This is a genomic window from Janthinobacterium sp. EB271-G4-3-2 (genome assembly GCF_020858035.1).
GTDB lineage: Bacteria > Pseudomonadota > Gammaproteobacteria > Burkholderiales > Burkholderiaceae_D > Janthinobacterium > Janthinobacterium aestuarii.
Window position 1 is genome coordinate 285,513 of the sequence record NZ_JACYMG010000003.1, and the last position, 21,209, is coordinate 306,721.

Genomic DNA, 21,209 nt, shown 5'->3' on the forward strand with positions numbered 1-21,209 from the left:
AAAAAGCGCCGGCACCCGCGAGGGTCCGGCGCTTTTTCTTGCGCAACGGCGTAGGCCGGATTAGCGGGACGAAGGCCCGCGTAATCCGACAACAGTGTTGGCCATGGCCGCGTCCGATTACCGCGACAGTACCTTGCGTATCGTCTCGGCCAATTCAGCCGCCACAAACTTCGCCACATACCCATCGGCACCCACGCCCTTGACGTGGTCTTCGTTGGTCGAGCCCGTCAGCGACGAGTGGATCACCACGGGGATGTTGGAGAAGCGGCCATCGTTCTTGATGTTGCGCGTCAAGGTAAAGCCATCCATTTCCGGCATTTCCAGGTCGGTCAGCACCAGCGCGACCTTGTCTTTCGCCGTCTTGCCTTCCGTGGCCGCCTGGGCCGAGATCGCCTGCAGGCGTTCCCACGCTTCCTTGCCCGTCTTGGTCATGATGAAAGGCACGCCCATCGCTTCGAGGCCCTTTTCGATCAGCGAGCGGGCCAGCGAAGAATCGTCGGCCGCGAGGATCACGGCGCCGGCCGGCAAGCGCACTTGCGGGCCGATGCTGTTTTCGTCCACGTCGGGATCGCCCGACGGCAGCACGTTGCGCAGGATTTGCTCCACGTCCAGCACTTGCGCCAAGCGCGTCTTGTCCGTATCGCCATCGAGGCGGGCGATGCTGGTGACGAGGCCGCCACCGACGCTCGATTCGGCCGACAGCACCTGGTTCCATTCCAGGCGCACGATTTCATCGACCTCTTCCACGGCAAACGCCTGTGTCGAGCGGGCAAATTCGGTCACCATCAGGATCTTCAAGCCGCTGCTCTTGCAGCCGACCGCCATCGGCAAGTCGATCACGGGCACGATCTGGCCACGGATATTGACCACGCCCAGCATGTGCGGGTGCGAACCGGCCACCGCCGTGATGGCAGGCATTTCCATGATTTCACGGACTTTGAACACATTGATGCCGAACAGTTCGCGGCTGGTCGAGTGATCACTGGTGCCCAGCTTGAACAGGAACAGTTCGAATTTGTTATTGCCTGTCAGGCTGGTGCGTTCATCGACATCTTGCTGCATTGAATTCATTGTGTCCCCTTGAGCCGTCTTGTAAAGTTAAGTCGCCTGCCCCTGATGCTGCGGACAATGCGGACTGCACTTCGCATGGACGTCGGATGGCGGGTTCGGGGCATGGCCGGCGCTAGCGGTGCAGTGTGTATCGTACAATTTCTTACAACCAATAGTTGCTATCGATTCGAGCTTGAATTATACGGTTTTTTACTTTCTCCAAAGCTACTTTACGCTGCCAACGGCGATCCTGACAGCATTTCTTGCTTTGCCTGTTGCTACAGCGCAAATGATGAAGTAGAGAACTAGAAATTTCCCTGGCAACCATGGTTACTTTGAAACGCCGCGTGCAAATCGCGATAGCCTATCAAGGCCAGCGAACGGCATATAATGACCATGCCGGCATCCCAGGCATGCATAGCGGGCAAAATGGCGACGATGGCGGCTGGAATGTAGTAAAATTTCTTGCAATTGCCTGTTCTACGTAGTAAATTTACACCACCGATTATAGTAGCGACAGACTGGCACTTCCGGTCGGCTTCCTCCCCGCTCCGGCCCTTTTACTTTTGCGACGACACTCACTTATGGCACTTACCGATTTTGACCTGGTCCTGTTTGGCGGCAGCGGCGATTTAGCAATGCGCAAGTTGTTGCCTGCAATGTATGCGCGCGACGTCGCGAACGATTTGCCGCCGACGGCGCGCATCATCTGTGTGGGCCGCCAGGACAGCGGCCAGGATGCCTTCCTGAAAATGGTGGAAACCAACTCGCGCCCGCATATCAAGGCCAGCACCCTGAATGCCGCCACCTGGAGCAAATTCTGCGCGCGCATCGTGTATGTGTCGCTCAACGCCAGCGATGCGGCCACGTACGCACCTCTGGTCGAAGCGCTGCGCGGCGATGCCGACCTGACGCGCGTGTACTATCTGGCGACGCCGCCGCATTTGTTCGCGCTGATCTGCGACAACCTCGAAGACAACGGCCTGGTGACGCCGAATTCGCGCGTGGTGCTGGAAAAACCGCTGGGCCGCGACCTGGCCAGCGCCAAGCAGATCAACGCCGAAGTGGGCAAGGTTTTCCAGGAATCGCAGATCTACCGTATCGACCATTACCTGGGCAAGGAAACCGTGCAGAACTTGCTGGCCCTGCGCTTCGGCAATATCCTGTTCGAACCGCTGTGGCGCCGCGAATGGATTTCCGACGTGCAGATCACCATCGCCGAAAAGCTGGGCGTGGGCAACCGCATGGGTTACTACGACACGTCGGGCGCGCTGCGCGACATGCTGCAAAACCACTTGCTGCAACTGCTGTGCATCGTCGCCATGGAACCGCCGACCTCGATCGCGCCTGACGCCGTGCGCGATGAAAAGCTGCAAGTGCTGCGCTCGCTGAAAAAATTCACACCCACCACCCTGGCGCAAAACATCGTGCGCGGCCAGTACCGCGCCGGCCATGTCGATGGCGCCACCGTGCCGAGCTACCGCGACGAGCCCGATGCGCCGGAACATTCGCGCACCGAAACCTTCGTTGCCCTGAAGGCGGAAATCGACACCTGGCGCTGGGCCGGCGTGCCGTTCTACCTGCGCACGGGCAAGCGCATGGCCGACAGCCTGGCCGAGATCGTCGTGCGCTTCAAGCAGATCCCGCACTCGATCTTCAACCAGCCGACGTCGAGCTTCCAGCCGAACTGCCTGGTGATCCGTCTGCAGCCGGACGAAGGCTTGCGCATGAACCTGATGGCGAAAACTCCGGGCGACGGCATGCGTCTGAAACCGGCGGAACTGGAGCTCGATTTCCGCGAATCGTTCAAGACCCCGCGCATGGACGCCTACGAGCGTTTGCTGCTCGACGTCCTGCGCGGCCAGCTGACCCTGTTCATGCGCGGCGACGAACTGGAAGCGGCCTGGGAATGGGTCGAGCCGATTCTCGACAACTGGGAACAGAACGACAGCGCGCCGATTCCGTACACGGCAGGCACCTGGGGCCCCGCGGCCGCCAGCGCACTGATCGGCCGCGATGGCTTGCAGTGGCGTGAAGAAGCATTACCCGAGGATTAACAGGCAAAACAGGGGCCTGCCCGCAGATGGGCAGGCCCTTTACCTATTATCCCCACATTCCTGAACACCTACCAGAAGACTACCCTGATGCTGCTTGATTCCATTCGCACCCAGCTCGATTCGCTCTCCAAGTCGGAGAAAAAGGTCGCGCTGGCCGTGCTTGACCAGCCTAACCAGACGGTCAGCCAGAACATCACGGCGCTGGCGAAAAGCGCGCAGGTGTCGGAACCGACCGTGGTGCGCTTTTGCCGCACCCTGGGCTATGACGGCTGGCATGAATTCAAGCTGAAGCTGGCGCAGGGCCTGGCCCTGGCCATGCCCGGCGCGAACGAGCAGCCGGCGCAGGACGACCTGGCGGCCGACCTGGTGAACAAAATCTGCAGCCGCTCGATCAACACCCTGCTCGACCTGCGCAACAACCTGAATCCGGAAGCGATCCAGCGCGCGCTCGACATCCTGTCGCGCGCCAGCAAGATCGAATTCTATGGCCAGGGCACGTCGGGCATCGTGGCGGCCGACGCGCAACACAAGTTCTTCCGCTCGGGCGTGCCGACGGTCGCCTACAGCGATCCGAACATCCACAGCATCGCCGCGGCCCTGCTGCGCGGCGGCGACTGCCTGGTGGCCATCTCGCAGCGCGGCAACAGCCCCGCCCTCGTGCGTTCCGTGAAACTGGCGCGCCGCGGCGGCGCCGACGTCGTCGTGCTGGCCCCATCGGGCACGCCGCTGGCCGACCTGGCAACCGTGCTGATCCCGATCGACCTGGTCTTCAACACCGACCCCTACACCCCGATTTCCGCGCGCCTGGCCTACCTGGTCGTGATCGACGTGCTGGCCGTGGGCCTGGCCCTGCAACGGGGACCGGAATTCCGCAAGAAGATGCAGAATGCGCAGAAAGCGCTGCAGGAATTCGACATGCAGTTCGATTCCTTCATCGGCTGATACCCTGCCGGCTCCCGCCTTGCCGGAGCCGCTCCTTTACGAACCTTTCCATCGGACCATGGTGGCATATGGGATGCGTTTTGCTACGTCCTCCTGCATTTGGCACAACAACTCTCACCTCGGATCAGCTTGACCTACACCGTCTTCGCCTCCTCCACCGCATCGGCAGACCTGTGATGGGTCATCGCGATAACGCGCTGTTCCGTATGCAAGGCAGGCGGCATTCCCGCGTACTGAGCCCCCGCAGGCTTGAAACTATCCGATCCCATGTAAACCCGCCGGAAACGCAAATAACCACCGCCCATGAGTTTACTCTCGCGTCCGCCCTTGTCCGGCTCGATCGCATCCATTTCATTTTCAGTGCCTTTGACGGCTTTGTATCGCAGCAATTGCTCTTTTTCCTTATTGCTCAAGCTATAGGGATTTGGTTTGCCAGGATCGGCATTCGTTCCGTTCTCCCAGTCACGAGCTCGCTCTTCCTGAGCCACCAGCAATTCCAGCGCATACCACAAGTCTGGAATGTCTTTCCCCAGCGGTTTGAACCACGCGCGGGAATCATGCACGAACTGCTCGAAAAAGTTGCTTACTTCGACGGGTGGCACCGGCTTGTCCCAAAATTCGGCGATAGGTTTCCATTCAGGATTACGGGGCTGCGCTCTACTGCTGTTCGTGCGCTGATCGGCGCACCACTTCTCAAAACTCGCAACCTCTTCCTCCAGCTCCTTGTCCGCCATCGTGAGATCAGTAAAATCAAATTTCCCGCTTTTATAGCTTGTTGCCAGATTCTTGACATTCGGCAAATCTCCCATCTTGCCAAGCACTTTCTTGCGCCATTGTACGTACAGCATGTGCTGGAATTCCATGACCCTATGTAGCCGCAATGATGGCTCGGCTCCTTGCTGCGCATGGCAAAAGCCGATATACGCATTGAAGGTGGCTATTGTGCGCGGATCGATGCGAAAGGCCCGCTTTGTCGCTTCACTGGCCTCTTCCAGCTTCAGCGGCACCCCGGCCAGGCGCGCAGCCCGATACATCGTGGCCAAGGTAATGCGCGACATCAAGTCGCCTCCGCTTGGATCTGTACCGCGCCCTTGTTCCTGCGGCAGATAACCACCTCCGATGTCCGAATGAACGCCAGGGAAAACAATTTCCGTGCAATTAGGGGGAATATTGCCCAGGTGAGCAACGGAGTCCAAGGGAAAAGACCGGCGCACTTCATGCGCCGACACCAGATGCAGGCACTTGCTTGGTCCCGGTGATGTAGGTATTCTGAGCGACACTTCGGTGTCGGCCCAGCCGCCATGTCCGTCCACCACCACGTTCAGGATGGGCGCTGAAGCTGCCAGGCCAACCGAAGCGACGGTATCGAACAGGCCCATAAAGTCGAACGTTACCTCGATCGTGCCAATACTTAACTGGCGAGCCTTGACGCCCTTGCTTGCGGTCAGTTGCGCATCGAGCTTGCATAACCAGATGAACCAGTTGGCAAACGAGCGCGCTTCGGCCGCGCCACGCGAGAAACCGAACATCGACACGAAGATATTGAGCACCTTGCCTTTATTGACGCTTTTCGCCGGCCCATCGGTTGGCACAAATGGCCGCAAATTGCTGTGCAACTTTTGCAAGGCCTGCGTGAAAGCGTTCGCCAGCGCCTGTGAAGGCTGCACTTTGCTGGGCAAATTGAGCGTATTGAAGTCCTTCTTAAACGTCTTGTCATCCACCAAGGGAGCATCCGTATAATATCTGTGCACATTATTGAGTGCCTCCACCAATGCCCATATGATGCGATTTTCTCCCTTGTAGGCAAAGGCCAGGCCACGCGCCCGGTCGCTGGTGAGAGCGCTAAATCCCTCTCCCGTATCGCCCACCTCGTCGAAACGTGTGCCCACTCCGGGTACGTAAGTGCGGAAATAACTCTTGTGGTATTTTGCCTCCAAGTCCGGCCAGGCCTCGCTGCCATGCGTATCTTTACCGCCGGGAAATGCACGATACAAACGCGCCACGTTGCTGTGCGAATGAAACGGCACATCCCGCTGCATATTATTGTTGGTGCCGTCGAAGAAGAAGCCGAAAAACAGATTCGCATCGCATGAGGGAGGAAAACCTGGGGCAGGGCATTCACGAGCTTTGGTAAATTTAACAATTTCTTTCATCTCACCAATTCCGTCAAAAAAACGGTCATGATCAGATGGGTCAATTTTTTCAATGGAATAGATTTTTGACAAGAAGGCAGTCATGGATTTCCTTCCAGACTTTGGATGAGCTTTCTTTGGAATTCAATGATTTCTTGAGTCTCCTTTATGTCATCAACTGACATAACATTGACGTCACGCAACAATCCCCTTTCCAGCGTAAGTAAGGTCGCCTTTTCCCTCTTCAATTTCTGCCTACGGCGCTCGTCCCGATACTCCTTCGTCGGCACCGGATACCCTTTGATTTTCCCCGGCCACTCCGGCAGGCTCGGTCCGTAATGCGACACCACGGCCCCCACGCTGCCATCTGCATAGACGATCAGCCAGATATCGCCCGCCTTCCCATTCGGATACGGCGGGATGCTGACCGTCTCGCGGTGCAGGGTGGGGTCGGGATAAAACTGATAGGCCACCACGACCTTCAAATCCGCATGCCACTTCTCCGGCACGCTGAAACAGCATATCGTGCCGCCTTGGCCATAAGGATCGATCGCATCGCCACCGCCGCCGCTGTTGGTATTACCCGGATTTTCAACCGCGATGTAATTGACTTCGCGCGAAGAATAATTCAGCGCCTGAATGCTCGCAGCCATGGCGACGCCGGGTAAACATGCGGCCAGCAAGATACCTCGCCGCAGCCACTGCCTGAACAGGATAATCATGACTTTGTCTCCACTGATAACGTCGGCACCTCGGCAGAGGATCGCTCAGCCATCCATCGTTCAAACAATGCGGCTGGCACTTGTACCCGTGCAGGTTCGGCTAGCCAGGACGCAAGTTGCGGCCGCGCTTCCAGGCCCGGGTTTTCGAGGCCAAATAGGCATACGTCAAAGCGATCTGGCGGTGCTTCGAGCCGCGCATGATCGGCACAAGCGAGCCAATATTCGACCAAGGCATGGGCATGCCCGGCAGGATGTGGTTTTAACAAGCGAGGGCTGGTCGCGCGCACTTGAAACAGGATGCCGTCGGCTTCCGCTGTACGCATCAGTTGAGCGCATTGCTGCTCGCTGAACGATATGCCAACCGCCGCCGGGAGCGCTTCGCCAGGCAAGGCCAAATCACTCCAGTCGGCTTTACGCGTGACATATTGCCAATGGTGTGCCGGTCCGCAAAACTGGCCCAACTGCTGCGCCGTCAAGGTCTTGAAAAGCTGCGGCAAAACGCGGGTATCGGCAAACGACAACGCCACCGTATAGTCTGCGGCATCGACGATGCACCATGGTGCCAAGCGAGCAGCCAGTTGGTTCAACGGCTCCGGCGTGACAATCAAACTGAGCGCCGGATGGCCATTCGTTTTCTCAAGTAGTCGTTCCCAAGTAAAACGACCTGCATCGTCAAATTCAACCAGAAGCGGCGAGATGGACAAAGTTTCTTCATTCGCACCTGGCGTACCGGAAAACAACGCCTCATATCGCAGATGCTGCGTGCGCTTAAGCAATGGATAACACGACTCGTCAAAAACACCATCGATCAACGCATAAATGTGCGCCTCGGGAAACTGACAGCGAAACGCCTGCAAGCACATGTGCAATGACACTTTCCAGCCAGAAGGAAACATATTGATACCCACTTGATCATGCTCCTCTAACTGTTGTTTTTGGCTATTCACTCTTCCACCATGGAAAAAGGCGAACCTGATTCGGCGGCGCTACGCCTGCATCGTTTACATATGGAACGGGAAAATCTGGGCAATGGATAAGCCAGCCGTTCAGGACCAATAAAACTCTTCTTGCCGGCATGTACCGTGATCTTGCCCGGACACTGCACGGTGATGTTGCCGCCCTCGATGGTGATATTCGCCCCGCCCGCCGTCGACAGGCGGATGCTTTTCGCCGCCGCCCAGTCGATGTGCGCGGCGGCGCTGACGATGTTGACTTCCTCGCGCGCCTGCACGTTGAGCACGTCGGCCTGCGCCTCGAACTCGATCGCCTGTTTCGCGGCGATCAGTTGCAGGCCGGTATTGTTCTCGCCCGCCTTGACCACGCCGGCCAGCGCGCCGATGGCCTGGCCGCTGTGCACGCGCAGCTGGCCGCCGCCGACGAACTGGGTGTCCTGGCCGCTCATCAGGGAGGTTGTTTCGCCATTCGCCAGCTGGATATCCTGGCCCGCCAGCACGCCCAGGCCGGCGCGGGCGGCGATGGCGATGATGGCGTCGCTGCTGTGCGGCAGCTTGTCGTCGCCGGGACTGGTCGGCTTGCCCGCCGCGTCGCGCCGCGCGGCCGCCGTACTGTCCCGGCTCAGCATGCCGGAGACGCTGGTCAGGAACGCCGGCAAGGGCGCCGCCTTTTCGTCGAGCACGCTGGCATTCGCCTTGGCCACGCCCAGGTGGCCGGCATACGCGACCGTCTTGTGCGTGACGGCGGCGGCGCTGAAGGTTGCGCCCAGCTTGGCCGCCTGCTTGAGCAAGACCATGCCCGGCGCATTGTCGCCGGCCGGATCGCGCGCCTGCGCGTCGTGGTTGACGAGGTAGCTGGAAATCAATAGCCCGGCCCCGCCCCGCACGGCGCCGTAATCGTCGGTGCGCAGTTCCGCGCCCATGCCGCGCAGGCTGCCCCGGTAATTGTCGGCCGCATGGATCAGGTGGCCAAGACCGAGCGCGCTGGCCGCATGGCTGCTCTTGAGCTCGATGCGCCCCTGCTGGTCCGTATCGTCGAACAGCAACTGGTTGTAGCCGGCGGCGCCGAATTCCTTGCTGCGGATGCCCCATTGCGCCGCGCCGTTGCGGTGGCCGGCGCTGCCGCCGGCCGCGCCATGCCAGAGCGGGCTGTTGCCGCCCGCCACGTTACCCTGCGCCGAGGGCGCATGGTCGCGCGCCGGCGCGAATACGCTGGCGTCCGCGGGCTTGTCCGTGACGCCGCCCGGCGTGGGCGCGACACCGCCCTCGCCCTGCCCGTTGTACAGGGCGCCGACGATGAGGGGCCGGTCGATGTCGTTTTCGAGGAATTGCACCAGCACTTCCTGGCCGATGCGCGGCAGGAACTGGCTGCCCATGCCGCCGCCGGCCGCGCGCTGCGCCACGCGCACCCAGCAGGTGGCGCTGCCCTCAAGTTGCCAGTGGAAACGGATGCGCACCCGGCCCAGCCTGTCGCAATGGAGCTCGCTGCCGCCGCCGGCGCTGGCGCCGCCATCGGCACCGACGACGATGGCGCTCTGGCTGCCGCGGGCCGTCGGATTCGGATGGTGGCGCGCATCGTTGTCGCCATGCACTGGACGCCATGGCGTTGCAGCGGCAATCATCTCGATGCAATTGGCGTAACCGCTGGCTTGCGCCTGCGCGATCGCGGCAGCAAAATCGGAAAAGCCGCCGCCCAGCTCCGGCATGGCTTCGTCCAGCAATTCGTGCACTGGGCCGAACAGTTCTGCCAGCGCCTGCGAGGCGGGCGCCGGCAGGTTGTTGATGCCGATGCTGGCCACCCGGAGCACGACATATTCCGGCGCGGCACCATCAGCCTGCGGCAACGGCCCCTGCGTCAGGGTAAACCGCGTGCCGGCGCGCAAGGTGCGCACGGTCGAACGCGCCTGCCACAACTGGGCGCGCGCTTCGTGGGCCTGCATCAGCAAGGCGGCATAGCGCTGTGCCTGCGCACCATTCGCATACCAGTACTGGCCCGGCGTATCGTAACTTTCCAGCACGGGGGCATGCGTGCCACCGATGGCCATATTCGTCGGCACGCTGGCGGAGACCGCCTTTTTGGCCTTGTAATCGTAGCTCAGCACGCTACTCAGCCCGACGTGCAGGCTGCGCCGAGCGCACAGCGCCTGCACGCTGTCACTCGCTTCGCCGGCCCTGGCGCCATGAAAGCGCAAACCGCCCCCTTGCGCGCTGCTGGCGTCCTCGGGCGTGGCGCACGGCTGACTGCTGTCGGCGAAAAAAATCAGTGTGTGCACCTCGAAGCGCCAGGCGATGCCCTCTTCCGTCAGCAGCCGGCGCACGAAATCGAAGTCCGACTCCCGGTACTGGCAGCAATAGCTGCGCTCGCCCGCCTGTTGCATGCACTGCACCATCTCGTCGCTCCATTGCCACAAGGCATGCGGCGCATAGGCTTGCAATACCTCGTCGACGATGGCCGTCACGCTCCGATCTTGCCAGACGCGGCTGTTACGCACTTGCGTCAGCAGCCACAGCCAGGGCGTGATGCGCAGCCGGTAGCGTGCCAGGCCGCCGTTGCTGCCCAGCATGGCCGCTGCGCTGATATAGCCGGAAAACTGCGTGCGCTTGCCATCGGCCAGGCTGATATGCAGGCTGGCCGGCTGGCCCAGCAGAGATGCCAGCGCAACATGGGCGCTGGTGGACAAGGCGATAATCTCGCGCGCGCCAAGCTCCTGCAGCCTTTCGTCGGCGGCAAAGGCCTCGACCAGCAAGCCGCTGTCCTGGCCACCGTTGCCGATGGACAAGGCATACAGGCGTGTCGCGCCGTTGAAGGCGGCTACCGCGCTAACGATATCTTGTGTCAAAGGATATGCTCTTCATCTGGAAATGGCATCGCACATTGCTTATCAAAACAATGTGCAAAATAAACAAGTCCAGGCAATTATGCGCGAGTTCTCAAAAAAGCAAGATTCAATTGGGCAAGTAGTGCGCGGGCAAGCCAATAGTCAGTGCTTCAGGCAGTGAATTCGGTACAATACCCCGGCAAGCCCATTCACTCTTTCCCGTGCAGCCATGAACCAACTCGAACAACTGAAGCAATTTACTACCGTGGTGGCCGACACCGGCGACTTCCAATCGATCCAGGCCTACACGCCGCGCGATGCGACGACGAATCCGTCGCTGATCCTGAAGGCCGTGCAGAAGGATGAATACAAGCCGCTGCTGGAAAAGGCCGTGCGCGACCATCCGAACGCCTCGACCGCCGAAATCATCGACCGCCTGCTGATCGCGTTTGGCGTGGAAATCCTGCAAACCATCCCCGGCCGCGTCTCCACCGAAGTCGATGCGCGCCTGTCGTTCGACACGGAAGGCACGGTCGCCAAGGGCCGCGACCTGATCGCCCTGTATTCGAACGCGGGCATTCCACGCGAGCGCGTGCTGATCAAGATCGCCTCCACCTGGGAAGGCATCCGCGCCGCCGCCATCCTGGAAAAGGAAGGCGTCCGCTGCAACATGACCCTGCTGTTCTCGCTGGCCCAGGCCATCGCCTGCGCCGAAGCGGGCGCCCAGCTCATTTCGCCGTTCGTCGGACGCATCTACGACTGGTACAAGAAATCGACAGGCATCGACTACATGGGCGCGGAAGATCCGGGCGTGCAATCGGTCCGCCGCATCTACAATTACTACCGCAAGTTCGGCTACAAGACCGAGGTGATGGGTGCGAGCTTCCGCAACACGTCGCAAATTCTCGAACTGGCCGGCTGCGACCTGCTCACCATCAGTCCCGACCTGCTGCAAAAGCTGGCCGACAGCGATGCGCCGGTGGAACGCAAGCTGAGCGCCGAGGCGGCGCCATCGACCAACGTCGTGCAAATGTCGCTGAACGAAGAAGCGTTCCGCTTCATGATGAATGAAGACGCGATGGCGACGGAAAAACTGGCAGAAGGCATCCGCGCTTTCTGCGTCGATTCCGGCAAGCTGAAACAGATGATCTCGGCACTGCGTTAATTCCGGCTCACGAAAAAAAGCGGCGTCCGTGCATTGCACGGACGCCGCTTTTTTCATGCCCGTGCGATCAAGAACAGCGGAAGGTGGCCACGCCCTGGTAATTGGTGCCATTTGCCAAGACCACCTTGTAGCCGCCCGTGACGAGGTAGCTCCCCGTACCGCCGTCGCCCAGCGCCAGCAGCATGCCCGAGCTGCCGCCCAGGAAGCCGCCGCTGATGACCGTCATGTCCGGCGTGTTGATCGTGCCCGTGCCGCTGGCCTTGCCGGCGCTGCCGCCGGCCGTGGCATCGACCGTCATGGCCAGTGTGGCGCCTGCCGCGCCGAAGGACAAGGTGGCGCTGCCGCTGGCCGTGCCGAAATAGCCGCCCTGCTGCACGCTGGCGCCGCCCGTATAGCTGGGCGCCGTGAACTTGCCCGCATCGCATTGGAAGGCGCCGGTGAAGGGCAAGGCCGCCACCGTGTTGTAGACGCTGTAATGGGCGCTGGCATTATTGCCGCTCATGACCGTGCTGCCGCCGCTGCGCGTGATGGTGCCGGTGAACCAGCGTCCCTGCGCAAATGCCGCGTCGCCGCTGATGTCGCGCGTGATGGCGGGTGTGCCGCTGAAGCTGGCGCCGGAGATCTCGCTCAGGGCGCCGGAACCGTCTTGCGCAACGCTGCCCAAGGTGCCGTAGGCCTGGCTGGCAACGGCCAGCAGCAGGTAGCGCGGGCTCAGTCCCTTCGCAAACGGTGCGCTGACGCCGCCCGTGTCGCTGCCGGCGGACGGCGGGGTGACCGGTGTCACCGGGGGCACTGGATTGACAGGCTGGGACGGATTCGCGGAGACCTGGGCATCGGAAGAGGAAGAGCCGCCGCCGCAGGCGCTGAGAGTGGCGGCCAGCAAAACTGGCAGAACAAGGCAGGAGGCGCAGATTGGTTTTTTCATGTATCTCTTATCAGTCAAAAAAGGCAAGGACGGCACGCTTGCAAAAGCATCTTTAGTTTTTAAATAATATTGCTTTTTCCTCTCAACTGTCGCACGCCTGCCACCGCCCTTTGGCGCGGCATGACGCTACAATCGCTACAATAAGCAACCGCCACCAGCCTCCACGCGCATGTCCTTCCCCCTGCCGCTTTCATCCGCCATCACCATCCGCCTGGGCCGCCGCGCCCGGGCGCGCATCGCCGACAACGGGGTGCGCGCCAGCGATATCGCCATCGTCCCTGCCGCCGCAGGCGGGCCGAAAGGCTTGATCCTGCACCAGCTCGATTGCTGGCTGTTCGGCGACTTCCTGCCGCAGGCGCCGCGCCCGCGCCACTTCGTCGGCGCCTCGATCGGCGCCTGGCGCATGGCCGCAGCCGTGTTCCCCGACCCTGTCGCCGCGCAGCGGCGCCTGGTGCGCGAATACGTGGGCCAGCGCTATCCCGACAAACCCGAGGCGGCGCACGTCAGCCGCACCTGCCGCGCCCTGCTCGACGCCGTCCTCGATGGCCAGGATGCGCAGCTGCTGCGGCACGAGCGCCACAGCCTGTCGGTGCTGGCCGTGCGCGGCGTCGGCGCGCTGGCGCAGCCGGGCAAATGGCGCGACCGGCGCGGCTTCCTGCTGGCCGCCGCCGGCAACGCCGTGGCGCGCGCGCGCCTGGCCGCCTCGCTGGAACGCGCCGTGTTCCATGCCGGACCGGACGGCGCCAGTTGGCTGCGCTCGCGCTTCGACGCCTTTCATTCCCATTTCGTGCCGCTGGCGCAAGACAACCTGCGCGACGCACTGCTGGCCTCCGGCTCCATCCCGCTGGTGCTCGACGCGGTCACGGACATCGCCGGCGCGCCGCCCGGGCGCTACTGGGACGGCGGCCTGGTCGACTACCATCTGCACCTGCCCTACCAGCGCGAACCGGGCCTGGTGCTGTACCCGCATTTTGCCGACCATATCGTGCCGGGCTGGCTGGACAAGGCCATGCCCTGGCGCCGCGCGCGCAGCGGCGACAGCGCACTCGACAACATGATCCTCGTCTCGCCCTCGCCCGCCTTCGTGGCCAGCCTGCCCAATGGCAAACTGCCGGACCGGCGCGACTTCCCCCATTACGGCCAGGACCACGCGGCACGCATGCGCGACTGGCGCCGCGCCATCGCGGAAAGCGAGCGCATGGCGGCCGCCTTCGCCCGCTGGGCCGAGCAGCCGGACTTGCGCCAGGCGGGCCATCTGTAGCACGGGCGTGGCTGCAACAGACGCCAAAACAAGCGTGCGTTTCGCTCGCCTCTTGGTCACTTCTCAGTGCATACTATGTCGCACAGGCAATTAAATCCCCTCTGCGACAGGAGTTCCAACCATGCACGCCCTTTCCCACCTTCGTATCGGCACGCGCCTGGCTGCAGGCTTCGCGCTGGTGCTGCTGCTGTCCGTGATTTCCACCTCGTACGCGCTGTACAGCGCCCACGTGAATGCCGAAGCGACGCGGCAAATGATGGAAAAACCGCTGGCCAAGGAACGCCTCGTATCGGACTGGTACGTGCTGATCTATTCGGCCATCGCGCGCACCTCGATGATCGCCAAAAGCACGGATGAAACACTGTCCAACGTGTTTGCCGACACCATCGCCGACAGCACGAAACAGGGCAGCGAACTGCTGAAGAAAATCGAGGCGCTACTCGACAGCGATGAGGAAAAAACCATCTTCAAGGCGTCCATCGCCGAACGCGTCAAGTACCAGGACGCCAAGACCCTGGTGATGAATGCGCGCAAGGCCGGCGACGCGGCACAGGCGGAAAGCACCTACCGCGACAGCTTCGCTCCGGCCGCCGCCAAATACCAGAACAACGTCAAGGCCCTGCTGTCGCAGCAGCGACAGGCCATCGACGCCACGGCGCAAGCGATCGAGGCGGCCAACGGGCGCAGCTTCACTCTGCTGCTGACCTTGTGCGCGCTGGTGGTGGCGCTGGGCAGCGTCTGCGCCTGGCTGATCACGCGCTCGATCACCGTGCCCCTGCAGGCGGCCGTGAAAGTGGCCGAAACGGTCGCTGCGGGTGACTTGCGCACGCATTTCGGCAAGGCCGCCAGCGATGAAATCGGCGATCTGATGCGCGCACTGCACGGCATGAACGAGGCGTTGCGCAAGGTGGTGTCGGAAGTGCAGACGGGCACCAATGCGATTGCCACGGCGTCGGGCGAAATCGCCGCCGGCAACCAGGATTTGTCGGCCCGCACGGAGCAGCAGGCCAGCTCGCTGGAAGAGACGGCGTCGTCGATGGAAGAACTGACCAGCACCGTCAAGCAGAATGCGGACAATGCGCGCCAGGCCAACCAGATGGCGGTGGCCGCGTCCGGCGTGGCCGAACGGGGCGGCAGCATCGTCAGCCAGGTGGTCGACACCATGGGCGCCATCGATACGGCATCGACGAAAATCGTCGACATCATCGGCGTCATCGACGGCATCGCCTTCCAGACGAATATCCTGGCCTTGAACGCGGCCGTCGAAGCGGCGCGCGCCGGCGAGCAAGGGCGCGGCTTTGCCGTCGTCGCCACGGAAGTGCGCAGCCTGGCGCAGCGATCGGCAGCGGCGGCGCGCGAAATCAAGACCCTGATCGGCGACTCGGTGGAACAGGTCAACAATGGCACGCGGCTGGTGCAGCAGGCGGGCAGCACCATGGGTGAAGTGGTCGACAGCGTGCGCAGGGTCACCGACATCATGGCCGAGATCACCGCCGCCAGCGCCGAACAAAGCCTGGGCATCGACCAGGTCAACCAGGCCATCGCGCAGATGGACCAGGTGACGCAGCAAAATGCGGCCCTGGTGGAAGAAGCGGCGGCCGCGGCCGAAAGCATGCAGGACCAGGCGGCGCGCCTGGCCCAAGTGGCGGCCGGCTTCCAGCTCGACCACGTGGCCACGGCGGCGCCCGTGCGCGCCGCGCGGCCAGCGGCCACCCAGCTGACCAAGCCGGCGGCCAGGAGCAGCACCGCCAGGCAGCCCGGCATCGCGGCCAGGAGCGCGCCCGCTGCGCGCAAGCCCCAGGCGCACGTGGCTGGCGAGCAGGATTGGGAAGAGTTTTAAGACTGGCAACAGGGCCGTCAAAAGGGTTTGACAGCGCCGTGGCGCGCGAGGATACTAGTTTCAGGTGGCATGGCGCACCACCGGCAGCAATACGTGTTGCGCCTGACATCGTTCTGCGGGAGCATGAACATGAAAAGCATCAGCGGCATCAGCGAACAGCTGCGCCTGGGCCTCCTGTTCCCCTTGCTGCTGTGCGCAGCCCTTGCCGGCTGCGCCACGGCGCCCGCCACTCCGCCTCCGCCCGACCTGTTCAACGATGCCAGCTTTGCCGCGCCAACCGTGCCGGTCGATCCGCAGCAGGCGTTTGCCATGAACGACGCCATGCGGCGCTACGTGCGTGTCGATATCGCGCGCGAGGCACGCACCAAAAATCCCCGCCGCGCGCTCGCCGATGCCCTGCACAACCGGGCCGGGCTGCAGCTGGAATATGATGCCGCCATGACCCGCACGGCGGCACAGGCGTTCGATGCGCGCAGCGGCAATTGCCTGTCGCTGGTGCTGATGACGGCCGCACTGGCCAAGGAAATGGGACTCGATGTGCACTACCAGGTGGTGCTGGGAGAGGAAAGCTGGAGCCGCAGCAGCGGCATGTATTTCGTTGCCGGCCACGTCAATCTCACGCTGGAACGCCGCGCCATCGGCAATACCGTCGGCTACGAGGCCGATGCCATCCTGCTCATCGACTTCCTGCCTGGCGAAGACCTCACCGGCCAGCGCACGCAGGAAGTGCGCGAAGCAACCATCCTGGCCATGTACCTCAACAATCGCGCCGCCGAAACCATGGCCAGCGGCGAGCTCGATCAAGCCTACTGGTATGCGCGCGCCGCCATCCTGCAAGACCCCACGTTTGCGGGCGCCTTCAATACCCTGGGCATCATCCAGCTGCGCCACGGCGACGTCGAGCCGGCGCGGCGCACGCTCGCTTACGCGCTGGAACGTTCGCCATCGAACCCCGTGCTGCTGTCCAACCTGGCGCAAGCACTCGAGGGCCTGGGACGCGCGGACGAAGCGCAGCTGCTGCGGCGCAAATTGCTGGCCCTGCAGCCAGAGCCGCCGTTCCACTTTTTCAACCTGGGACAGCGCGCCATGGAAACCGCCGACTACCAGGAAGCGGCACGCCTGTTCAAGCGCGAGATCGCGCGCGACCCCTACTACCATGAATTCCACTTCTGGCTGGCGCAGGCGTATGCGCGCATGGGCCAGCTGGCGCAGGCCGGACGCCAGCTGGAACTGGCGATGGACAACAGCACCACGCGCCGCGAGCACGGGTTGTACGCGGCCAAGCTGCAGCGCCTGCGCGCCGCCACCGCGCATTAGCGCATCGGGCAGCGTCAGTCTTCCAGGAACATCTGCTGCAGGTCGTTCAGGAAGCACAATCCCCGTTCCGTCGGGCGGATGACCTGGTGGTCGCGGTACAGCAAGCCTTTCGCTTCGGCCGCATTGAGCGGCTGCTCGATGGCGTTGAGGGCCAGGCCCGTGCGCTCGGCGAACAGGTTTGGCGAAAAGCCCTGCGTCAGGCGCAGGGTATTGAGCATGAATTCAAAACCCATTTCCTCGCGCGCCAGTTCGCGCTCTTCCTGCACCGGGTTACCGGCCAGTACCGCGTCCATGTAGGCGCGCGGCTGCTTGTAGCGGGCCTGGCGCAGCACGCGGTGCGGGAACGATATCTTCGAATGCGCACCCGCGCCGATACCCAGATAGTCGCCGAATTCCCAGTAATTGCGGTTGTGCCTGGCCTGGCGGCCCGGCTGCGCATAGGCCGACACTTCATAGCGGCCGTAGCCCGCCTGCGCCGCGCGCGCGGCGACCATGTCGGCAATGTCCGCGCTCTCGTCGTCGTCCGGCAGCACGGGCGGATACTTGGCGAACAGCGTGTTCGGCTCCAGGGTCAGGTGATACAGCGACAGGTGCGGCGGCGCGAACGACAGCGCTGTTTCCAGGTCATGCCGCGCCTCGTCCAGCGTCTGCGTGGGCAGCGCGTACATCAGGTCGAGATTGAAATTGTCGAAATTGGCGTGCGCGATCTCCACCGCGCGGCGCGCCTCGTCGTCGTCGTGGATGCGCCCCAGCGCCTGCAAATGGCGGCCATTGAAGCTCTGGATGCCGATCGACAGGCGGTTGATGCCGCTGGCCCGGTAGGACTTGAATTTTTCCGCTTCAAAGGTGCCCGGATTGGCTTCCATGGTGATTTCGCAATCGGGCTCCAGCGGCAGCAGGGTGCGCACGTCCGACATCAAGCGGTCCAGGCCCGCCGCCGACATCAGGCTGGGCGTGCCGCCGCCGATGAAAATCGTGTGGATCTTGCGGCCCCAGATCAATGGCAGCGCCATTTCCAGGTCCAGCCGCAGGGCGGCCAGGTATTCGGCTTCCGGCAAGTCGCCGCGCACCTCGTGCGAATTGAAGTCGCAGTACGGGCATTTTTTCACGCACCACGGAAAGTGAATGTACAGCGACAGCGGCGGCAGGGCCGTCAGGTTCAGCGCGCCCGGCTGCAGGTACTTCAGGGCCGCCCCGGCCGCGCCGGAAATGCCTTCCTGCGGCGCGGGGGCGGCTCCGGGCCTGGCTGCCGACTTGGCAACGGCGCCCACCAGTTTGATCGGGATCATCGCAGCTTTTCCACCAGCGCGCGCAGGGCCTGGCCGCGGTGCGACAGCGCGTTCTTGTCATCGGACGTCAGTTCGGCCGCGCACTTGCCCAGCGCGGGAACATAGAAATGCGGATCGTAGCCGAAGCCGCCGTTGCCGCGCGGCGCGGCGATCATCTCGCCATTCCAGCGGCCGTCGGCGATCACCGGCTGCGGGTCGTCCGCATGGCGCACGTACACCAGCACGCAGTAGTAATACGCGGACTTGTCGGCATGCGCCTCGAGGTCGGCGATCAGCTTGGCGCTGTTGGCCGCATCCGATTTCGGCTCGCCCGCATAGCGGGCCGAGTACACGCCCGGCGCGCCGCCGAGCGCATTGACGCACACGCCGGAATCGTCGGCCAGCGCCGGCAAACCCGTCAGGCGCGACGCGTGGCGCGCCTTTTGCAACGCGTTTTCAACAAAGGTGTGGAACGGCTCGTCGCTTTCCGGGACGTCATACTCGCCCTGGGCGTGGACGGAAAAACCGATGGTCGAGAGCAGCTCGTTGAATTCCTTGAGCTTGCCGGCGTTGTTGGAGGCGAGGATGAGGCGTTGGGTCATGTCAGTAGTCCGGTTGAAGTGCCGACATTGTAAACCTTTTGCGCTCCCCTCACCTTGGCCCACCGCCACGCTCGACGGCGGCAAAAGCGGGCTTGTTGCCCGGCGCGGCGGGCGGCGATGTGTAAATCTGTGTAAAGATCAGATCCCCAAAGCCTGCTTCTGCATGGCGATCAGATCGGCGATGCCGCCCTGCGCCAGGTCCAGCAAGCGGTTCATGCCGGCGCGGTCGAACGCGGCGCCTTCTGCCGTGCCCTGCACTTCGATGAAGTGGCCCGCTTCCGTCATCACCACGTTCATGTCCGTGTCGCAGCCCGAGTCTTCCACGTAGTCGAGGTCCAGCACCGGCATGCCCTGGTAGACGCCCACCGAGATGGCGGCGACGAAGCTTTTCACGGGAATGGCGGTGATCGCGCCGCGTGCCTGCAGCTGGGTAAACGCGTCATACGCGGCCACCATGGCGCCCGTGATCGAGGCCGTGCGCGTGCCGCCGTCGGCCTGGATCACGTCGCAATCGAGGTGCAGGGTACGTTCGCCGAATGCCTGCAAATCGAAGGCGGCGCGCAGCGAGCGGCCGATCAGGCGCTGGATTTCCTGCGTGCGGCCCGACTGCTTGCCGCGCGCCGCTTCGCGGTCCATGCGCGTGTGCGTCGAGCGGGGCAGCATGCCGTACTCGGCCGTCAACCAGCCCTGGCCCTTGCCCTTCAGGAAACCCGGCACCTTGTCTTCGATGCTGGCGGTGCAGATGACCTTGGTGTCGCCGCACTCAATCAGCACCGAGCCTTCGGCATGCTTGGTGTACTGGCGGGTGATGCGGATGGCGCGCAGCGCATCAACGGCGCGGCCGCTCGGGCGGGATTCGAATGTCATGGGGATGTCCTGTGTGATTGGGGTTGCGGCAGCGATTCTACCACCGCGCGCCCGTCTATTTGCGGCCATGCAACAGCGCAGAGCGCAATGGCGGGCGGCGCACACATGATCCATACAATCCTGCCCCGCCAAACACAATTTTCTTTACAATGCCGTAAAACGCACACTATTCAGCAATTTTCAGGCCATCGGGCACTTCGGTCCTGTTTTGCGGCGCGGGCGGTATTGCCTGCGCTGGCTGATTAAGTGTATAAGTGACTGTATACAAGACCAAATCGGGGAATCCTTTGAGCATTTCAAGCATGACAGGCTACGCGGTTGCCACCAGCGAAGGTGCTGCAGGCACACTGACAATTGAAATCAAGAGCGTCAACTCACGCTTTCTCGACCTGCAATTCCGGATCAACGACGATCTGCGGGCCCTGGAGCCTGATTTGCGCGCCGCCGTCATGTCCGCCATCACGCGCGGCAAAGTCGAGGTACGCCTGAGCTTTGGCCGCAAGGCCGCGACGACCGGCACGCAAGCGCTGAACCTGCCCCTGCTGACCGAACTGGCGCGCCTGCAAAACGAAGTGGGCCAGCATTTTGTCTCCGCTCCCGTCATGACGGTGGCCGAACTGCTGCGCTGGCCTGGCGTCATCGAAGAAGCGCAAGTGGGACAAGAGTCCTTGCAGGCGGACGTGGGCGCGCTGACCCGCCGCACCGTGGCCGCCTTCGTCGACAGCCGCAAGCGCGAAGGCGCGGCGCTCGAAGCGGTGCTCGTGTCGCGCATCGAAGCGATGGAAGCCATCGTCAAGCGCATCACGCCATTGATACCGCAAGTGGTCGCGGCTTTCCAGCAAAAAGCCATCGAACGCATGCAGGACGCGCTGGGCCTGGCCAGCCAGGGCTCGAATTCGGCCCTGTCGCGCCAGGACGCCATGGAACGCATCCGCCAGGAAGTGATTTTGTACGGCATCCGCATCGATGTGTCGGAAGAACTGGCGCGCCTGTCGGCCCACCTGGGCGAAACGCGCCACATCCTCACCAAGGGCGGCCAAGTGGGCAAGCGCCTCGACTTCATGATGCAGGAACTCAATCGCGAAGCCAACACCTTGGGCGCCAAGGCCTCCGTCAAGGAACTGGCCGACGCCTCGATGGACTTGAAGCTGCTGATCGAGCAGATGCGCGAACAGGTGCAGAACCTGGAATAAGGGCCAGCCTGGCCAGGCATCCTCCATGCCGGCCGCTTTGGGACTGGCTCGCCGCCTTGCCTCTTGGTAAAATACCGGATTGGGCGCCGCTTGCGC

General features: G+C 62.6%; 17 protein-coding genes. 8 read left to right on the forward strand and 9 right to left on the reverse strand.

Features of this window, described 5'->3' with window-relative positions; translation table 11 throughout:
• Positions 1-117: 117 nt before the first annotated feature.
• Complete coding sequence (locus IGS55_RS09110; protein WP_034750860.1) at positions 118-1,071, reverse strand: chemotaxis protein; 954 nt, start codon at positions 1,069-1,071, stop codon at positions 118-120.
• A gap of 563 nt (positions 1,072-1,634) precedes the next feature.
• On the opposite strand from IGS55_RS09110, the gene zwf reads away from it, so the two are divergent.
• On the forward strand, positions 1,635-3,107 hold the full coding sequence (gene zwf, locus IGS55_RS09115) for a glucose-6-phosphate dehydrogenase (protein ID WP_034750861.1): 1,473 nt from the start codon (positions 1,635-1,637) through the stop codon (positions 3,105-3,107).
• An 87-nt stretch (positions 3,108-3,194) separates the two neighbouring features.
• Complete coding sequence (locus tag IGS55_RS09120; RefSeq protein WP_034750862.1) at positions 3,195-4,049, forward strand: SIS domain-containing protein; 855 nt, start codon at positions 3,195-3,197, stop codon at positions 4,047-4,049.
• 134 nt (positions 4,050-4,183) lie between these two features.
• Here the strand turns inward: IGS55_RS09120 and IGS55_RS09125 are convergent, their stop codons facing one another.
• Genes IGS55_RS09125 through IGS55_RS09140 form a run of 4 tightly spaced genes read right to left on the reverse strand, consistent with a single transcriptional unit; the run spans position 4,184 to position 10,696 of the window.
• On the reverse strand, positions 4,184-6,286 hold the full coding sequence (locus IGS55_RS09125; protein WP_230519157.1) for a T6SS phospholipase effector Tle1-like catalytic domain-containing protein: 2,103 nt from the start codon (positions 6,284-6,286) through the stop codon (positions 4,184-4,186).
• Positions 6,283-6,903: a DUF3304 domain-containing protein gene (locus tag IGS55_RS09130; RefSeq protein ID WP_230519156.1), complete on the reverse strand. Its 621-nt coding sequence runs from the start codon at positions 6,901-6,903 to the stop codon at positions 6,283-6,285. Before IGS55_RS09130 ends, IGS55_RS09125 begins: the two co-directional genes overlap by 4 nt.
• Complete coding sequence (locus IGS55_RS09135) at positions 6,900-7,850, reverse strand: DUF4123 domain-containing protein (RefSeq protein WP_230519155.1); 951 nt, start codon at positions 7,848-7,850, stop codon at positions 6,900-6,902. The genes IGS55_RS09130 and IGS55_RS09135 overlap by 4 nt, the downstream gene beginning before the upstream one ends.
• Positions 7,847-10,696, reverse strand: a complete 2,850-nt coding sequence (locus IGS55_RS09140; protein WP_230537190.1) for a type VI secretion system Vgr family protein — start codon at positions 10,694-10,696, stop codon at positions 7,847-7,849. Before IGS55_RS09140 ends, IGS55_RS09135 begins: the two co-directional genes overlap by 4 nt.
• A gap of 208 nt (positions 10,697-10,904) precedes the next feature.
• Between IGS55_RS09140 and tal the strand changes: the two genes are divergently transcribed.
• The gene (tal, locus tag IGS55_RS09145; protein ID WP_230517273.1) at positions 10,905-11,840 is read left to right on the forward strand and encodes a transaldolase; all 936 of its coding nucleotides are present in this window, start codon (positions 10,905-10,907) and stop codon (positions 11,838-11,840) included.
• Between the two features lie 67 nt (positions 11,841-11,907).
• Here the strand turns inward: tal and IGS55_RS09150 are convergent, their stop codons facing one another.
• The gene (locus IGS55_RS09150; RefSeq protein ID WP_230517272.1) at positions 11,908-12,624 is read right to left on the reverse strand and encodes a hypothetical protein; all 717 of its coding nucleotides are present in this window, start codon (positions 12,622-12,624) and stop codon (positions 11,908-11,910) included.
• Here IGS55_RS09150 and IGS55_RS09155 point away from each other — a divergent pair.
• The 4 genes from IGS55_RS09155 to IGS55_RS09170 all read left to right on the forward strand — a co-directional run bounded on the left by IGS55_RS09155 (position 12,611) and on the right by IGS55_RS09170 (position 17,183).
• Entirely contained in the window at positions 12,611-12,832 is a 222-nt protein-coding gene (locus tag IGS55_RS09155; RefSeq protein ID WP_230517271.1) for a hypothetical protein, read from the forward strand. The two genes, IGS55_RS09150 and IGS55_RS09155, sit on opposite strands and share 14 nt — an antisense overlap.
• Positions 12,833-12,934: 102 nt before the next feature.
• Entirely contained in the window at positions 12,935-14,026 is a 1,092-nt protein-coding gene (locus tag IGS55_RS09160) for a patatin-like phospholipase family protein (RefSeq protein ID WP_230517270.1), read from the forward strand.
• Positions 14,027-14,147: 121 nt separating this feature from the next.
• Entirely contained in the window at positions 14,148-15,866 is a 1,719-nt protein-coding gene (locus IGS55_RS09165; protein WP_230517269.1) for a methyl-accepting chemotaxis protein, read from the forward strand.
• A gap of 129 nt (positions 15,867-15,995) precedes the next feature.
• Positions 15,996-17,183 (forward strand): tetratricopeptide repeat protein, encoded by a 1,188-nt coding sequence (locus tag IGS55_RS09170; RefSeq protein ID WP_230517268.1) that lies wholly within the window; start codon positions 15,996-15,998, stop codon positions 17,181-17,183.
• Positions 17,184-17,197: 14 nt separating this feature from the next.
• On the opposite strand, the gene hemW is transcribed toward IGS55_RS09170, so the two are convergent.
• From hemW to rph, 3 genes are all read right to left on the reverse strand, one after another.
• Positions 17,198-18,472: a radical SAM family heme chaperone HemW gene (gene hemW, locus IGS55_RS09175; RefSeq protein WP_230517267.1), complete on the reverse strand. Its 1,275-nt coding sequence runs from the start codon at positions 18,470-18,472 to the stop codon at positions 17,198-17,200.
• Positions 18,469-19,053 (reverse strand): RdgB/HAM1 family non-canonical purine NTP pyrophosphatase, encoded by a 585-nt coding sequence (rdgB, locus tag IGS55_RS09180; RefSeq protein WP_230517266.1) that lies wholly within the window; start codon positions 19,051-19,053, stop codon positions 18,469-18,471. The genes hemW and rdgB overlap by 4 nt, the downstream gene beginning before the upstream one ends.
• A 138-nt stretch (positions 19,054-19,191) precedes the next feature.
• On the reverse strand, positions 19,192-19,920 hold the full coding sequence (rph, locus tag IGS55_RS09185) for a ribonuclease PH (protein ID WP_102294882.1): 729 nt from the start codon (positions 19,918-19,920) through the stop codon (positions 19,192-19,194).
• A 302-nt stretch (positions 19,921-20,222) separates the two neighbouring features.
• Here rph and IGS55_RS09190 point away from each other — a divergent pair, with 302 nt between their 5' ends.
• Positions 20,223-21,113, forward strand: coding sequence for a YicC/YloC family endoribonuclease (locus IGS55_RS09190; protein WP_230517265.1), 891 nt, complete (start codon positions 20,223-20,225; stop codon positions 21,111-21,113).
• Positions 21,114-21,209: the final 96 nt, after the last annotated feature.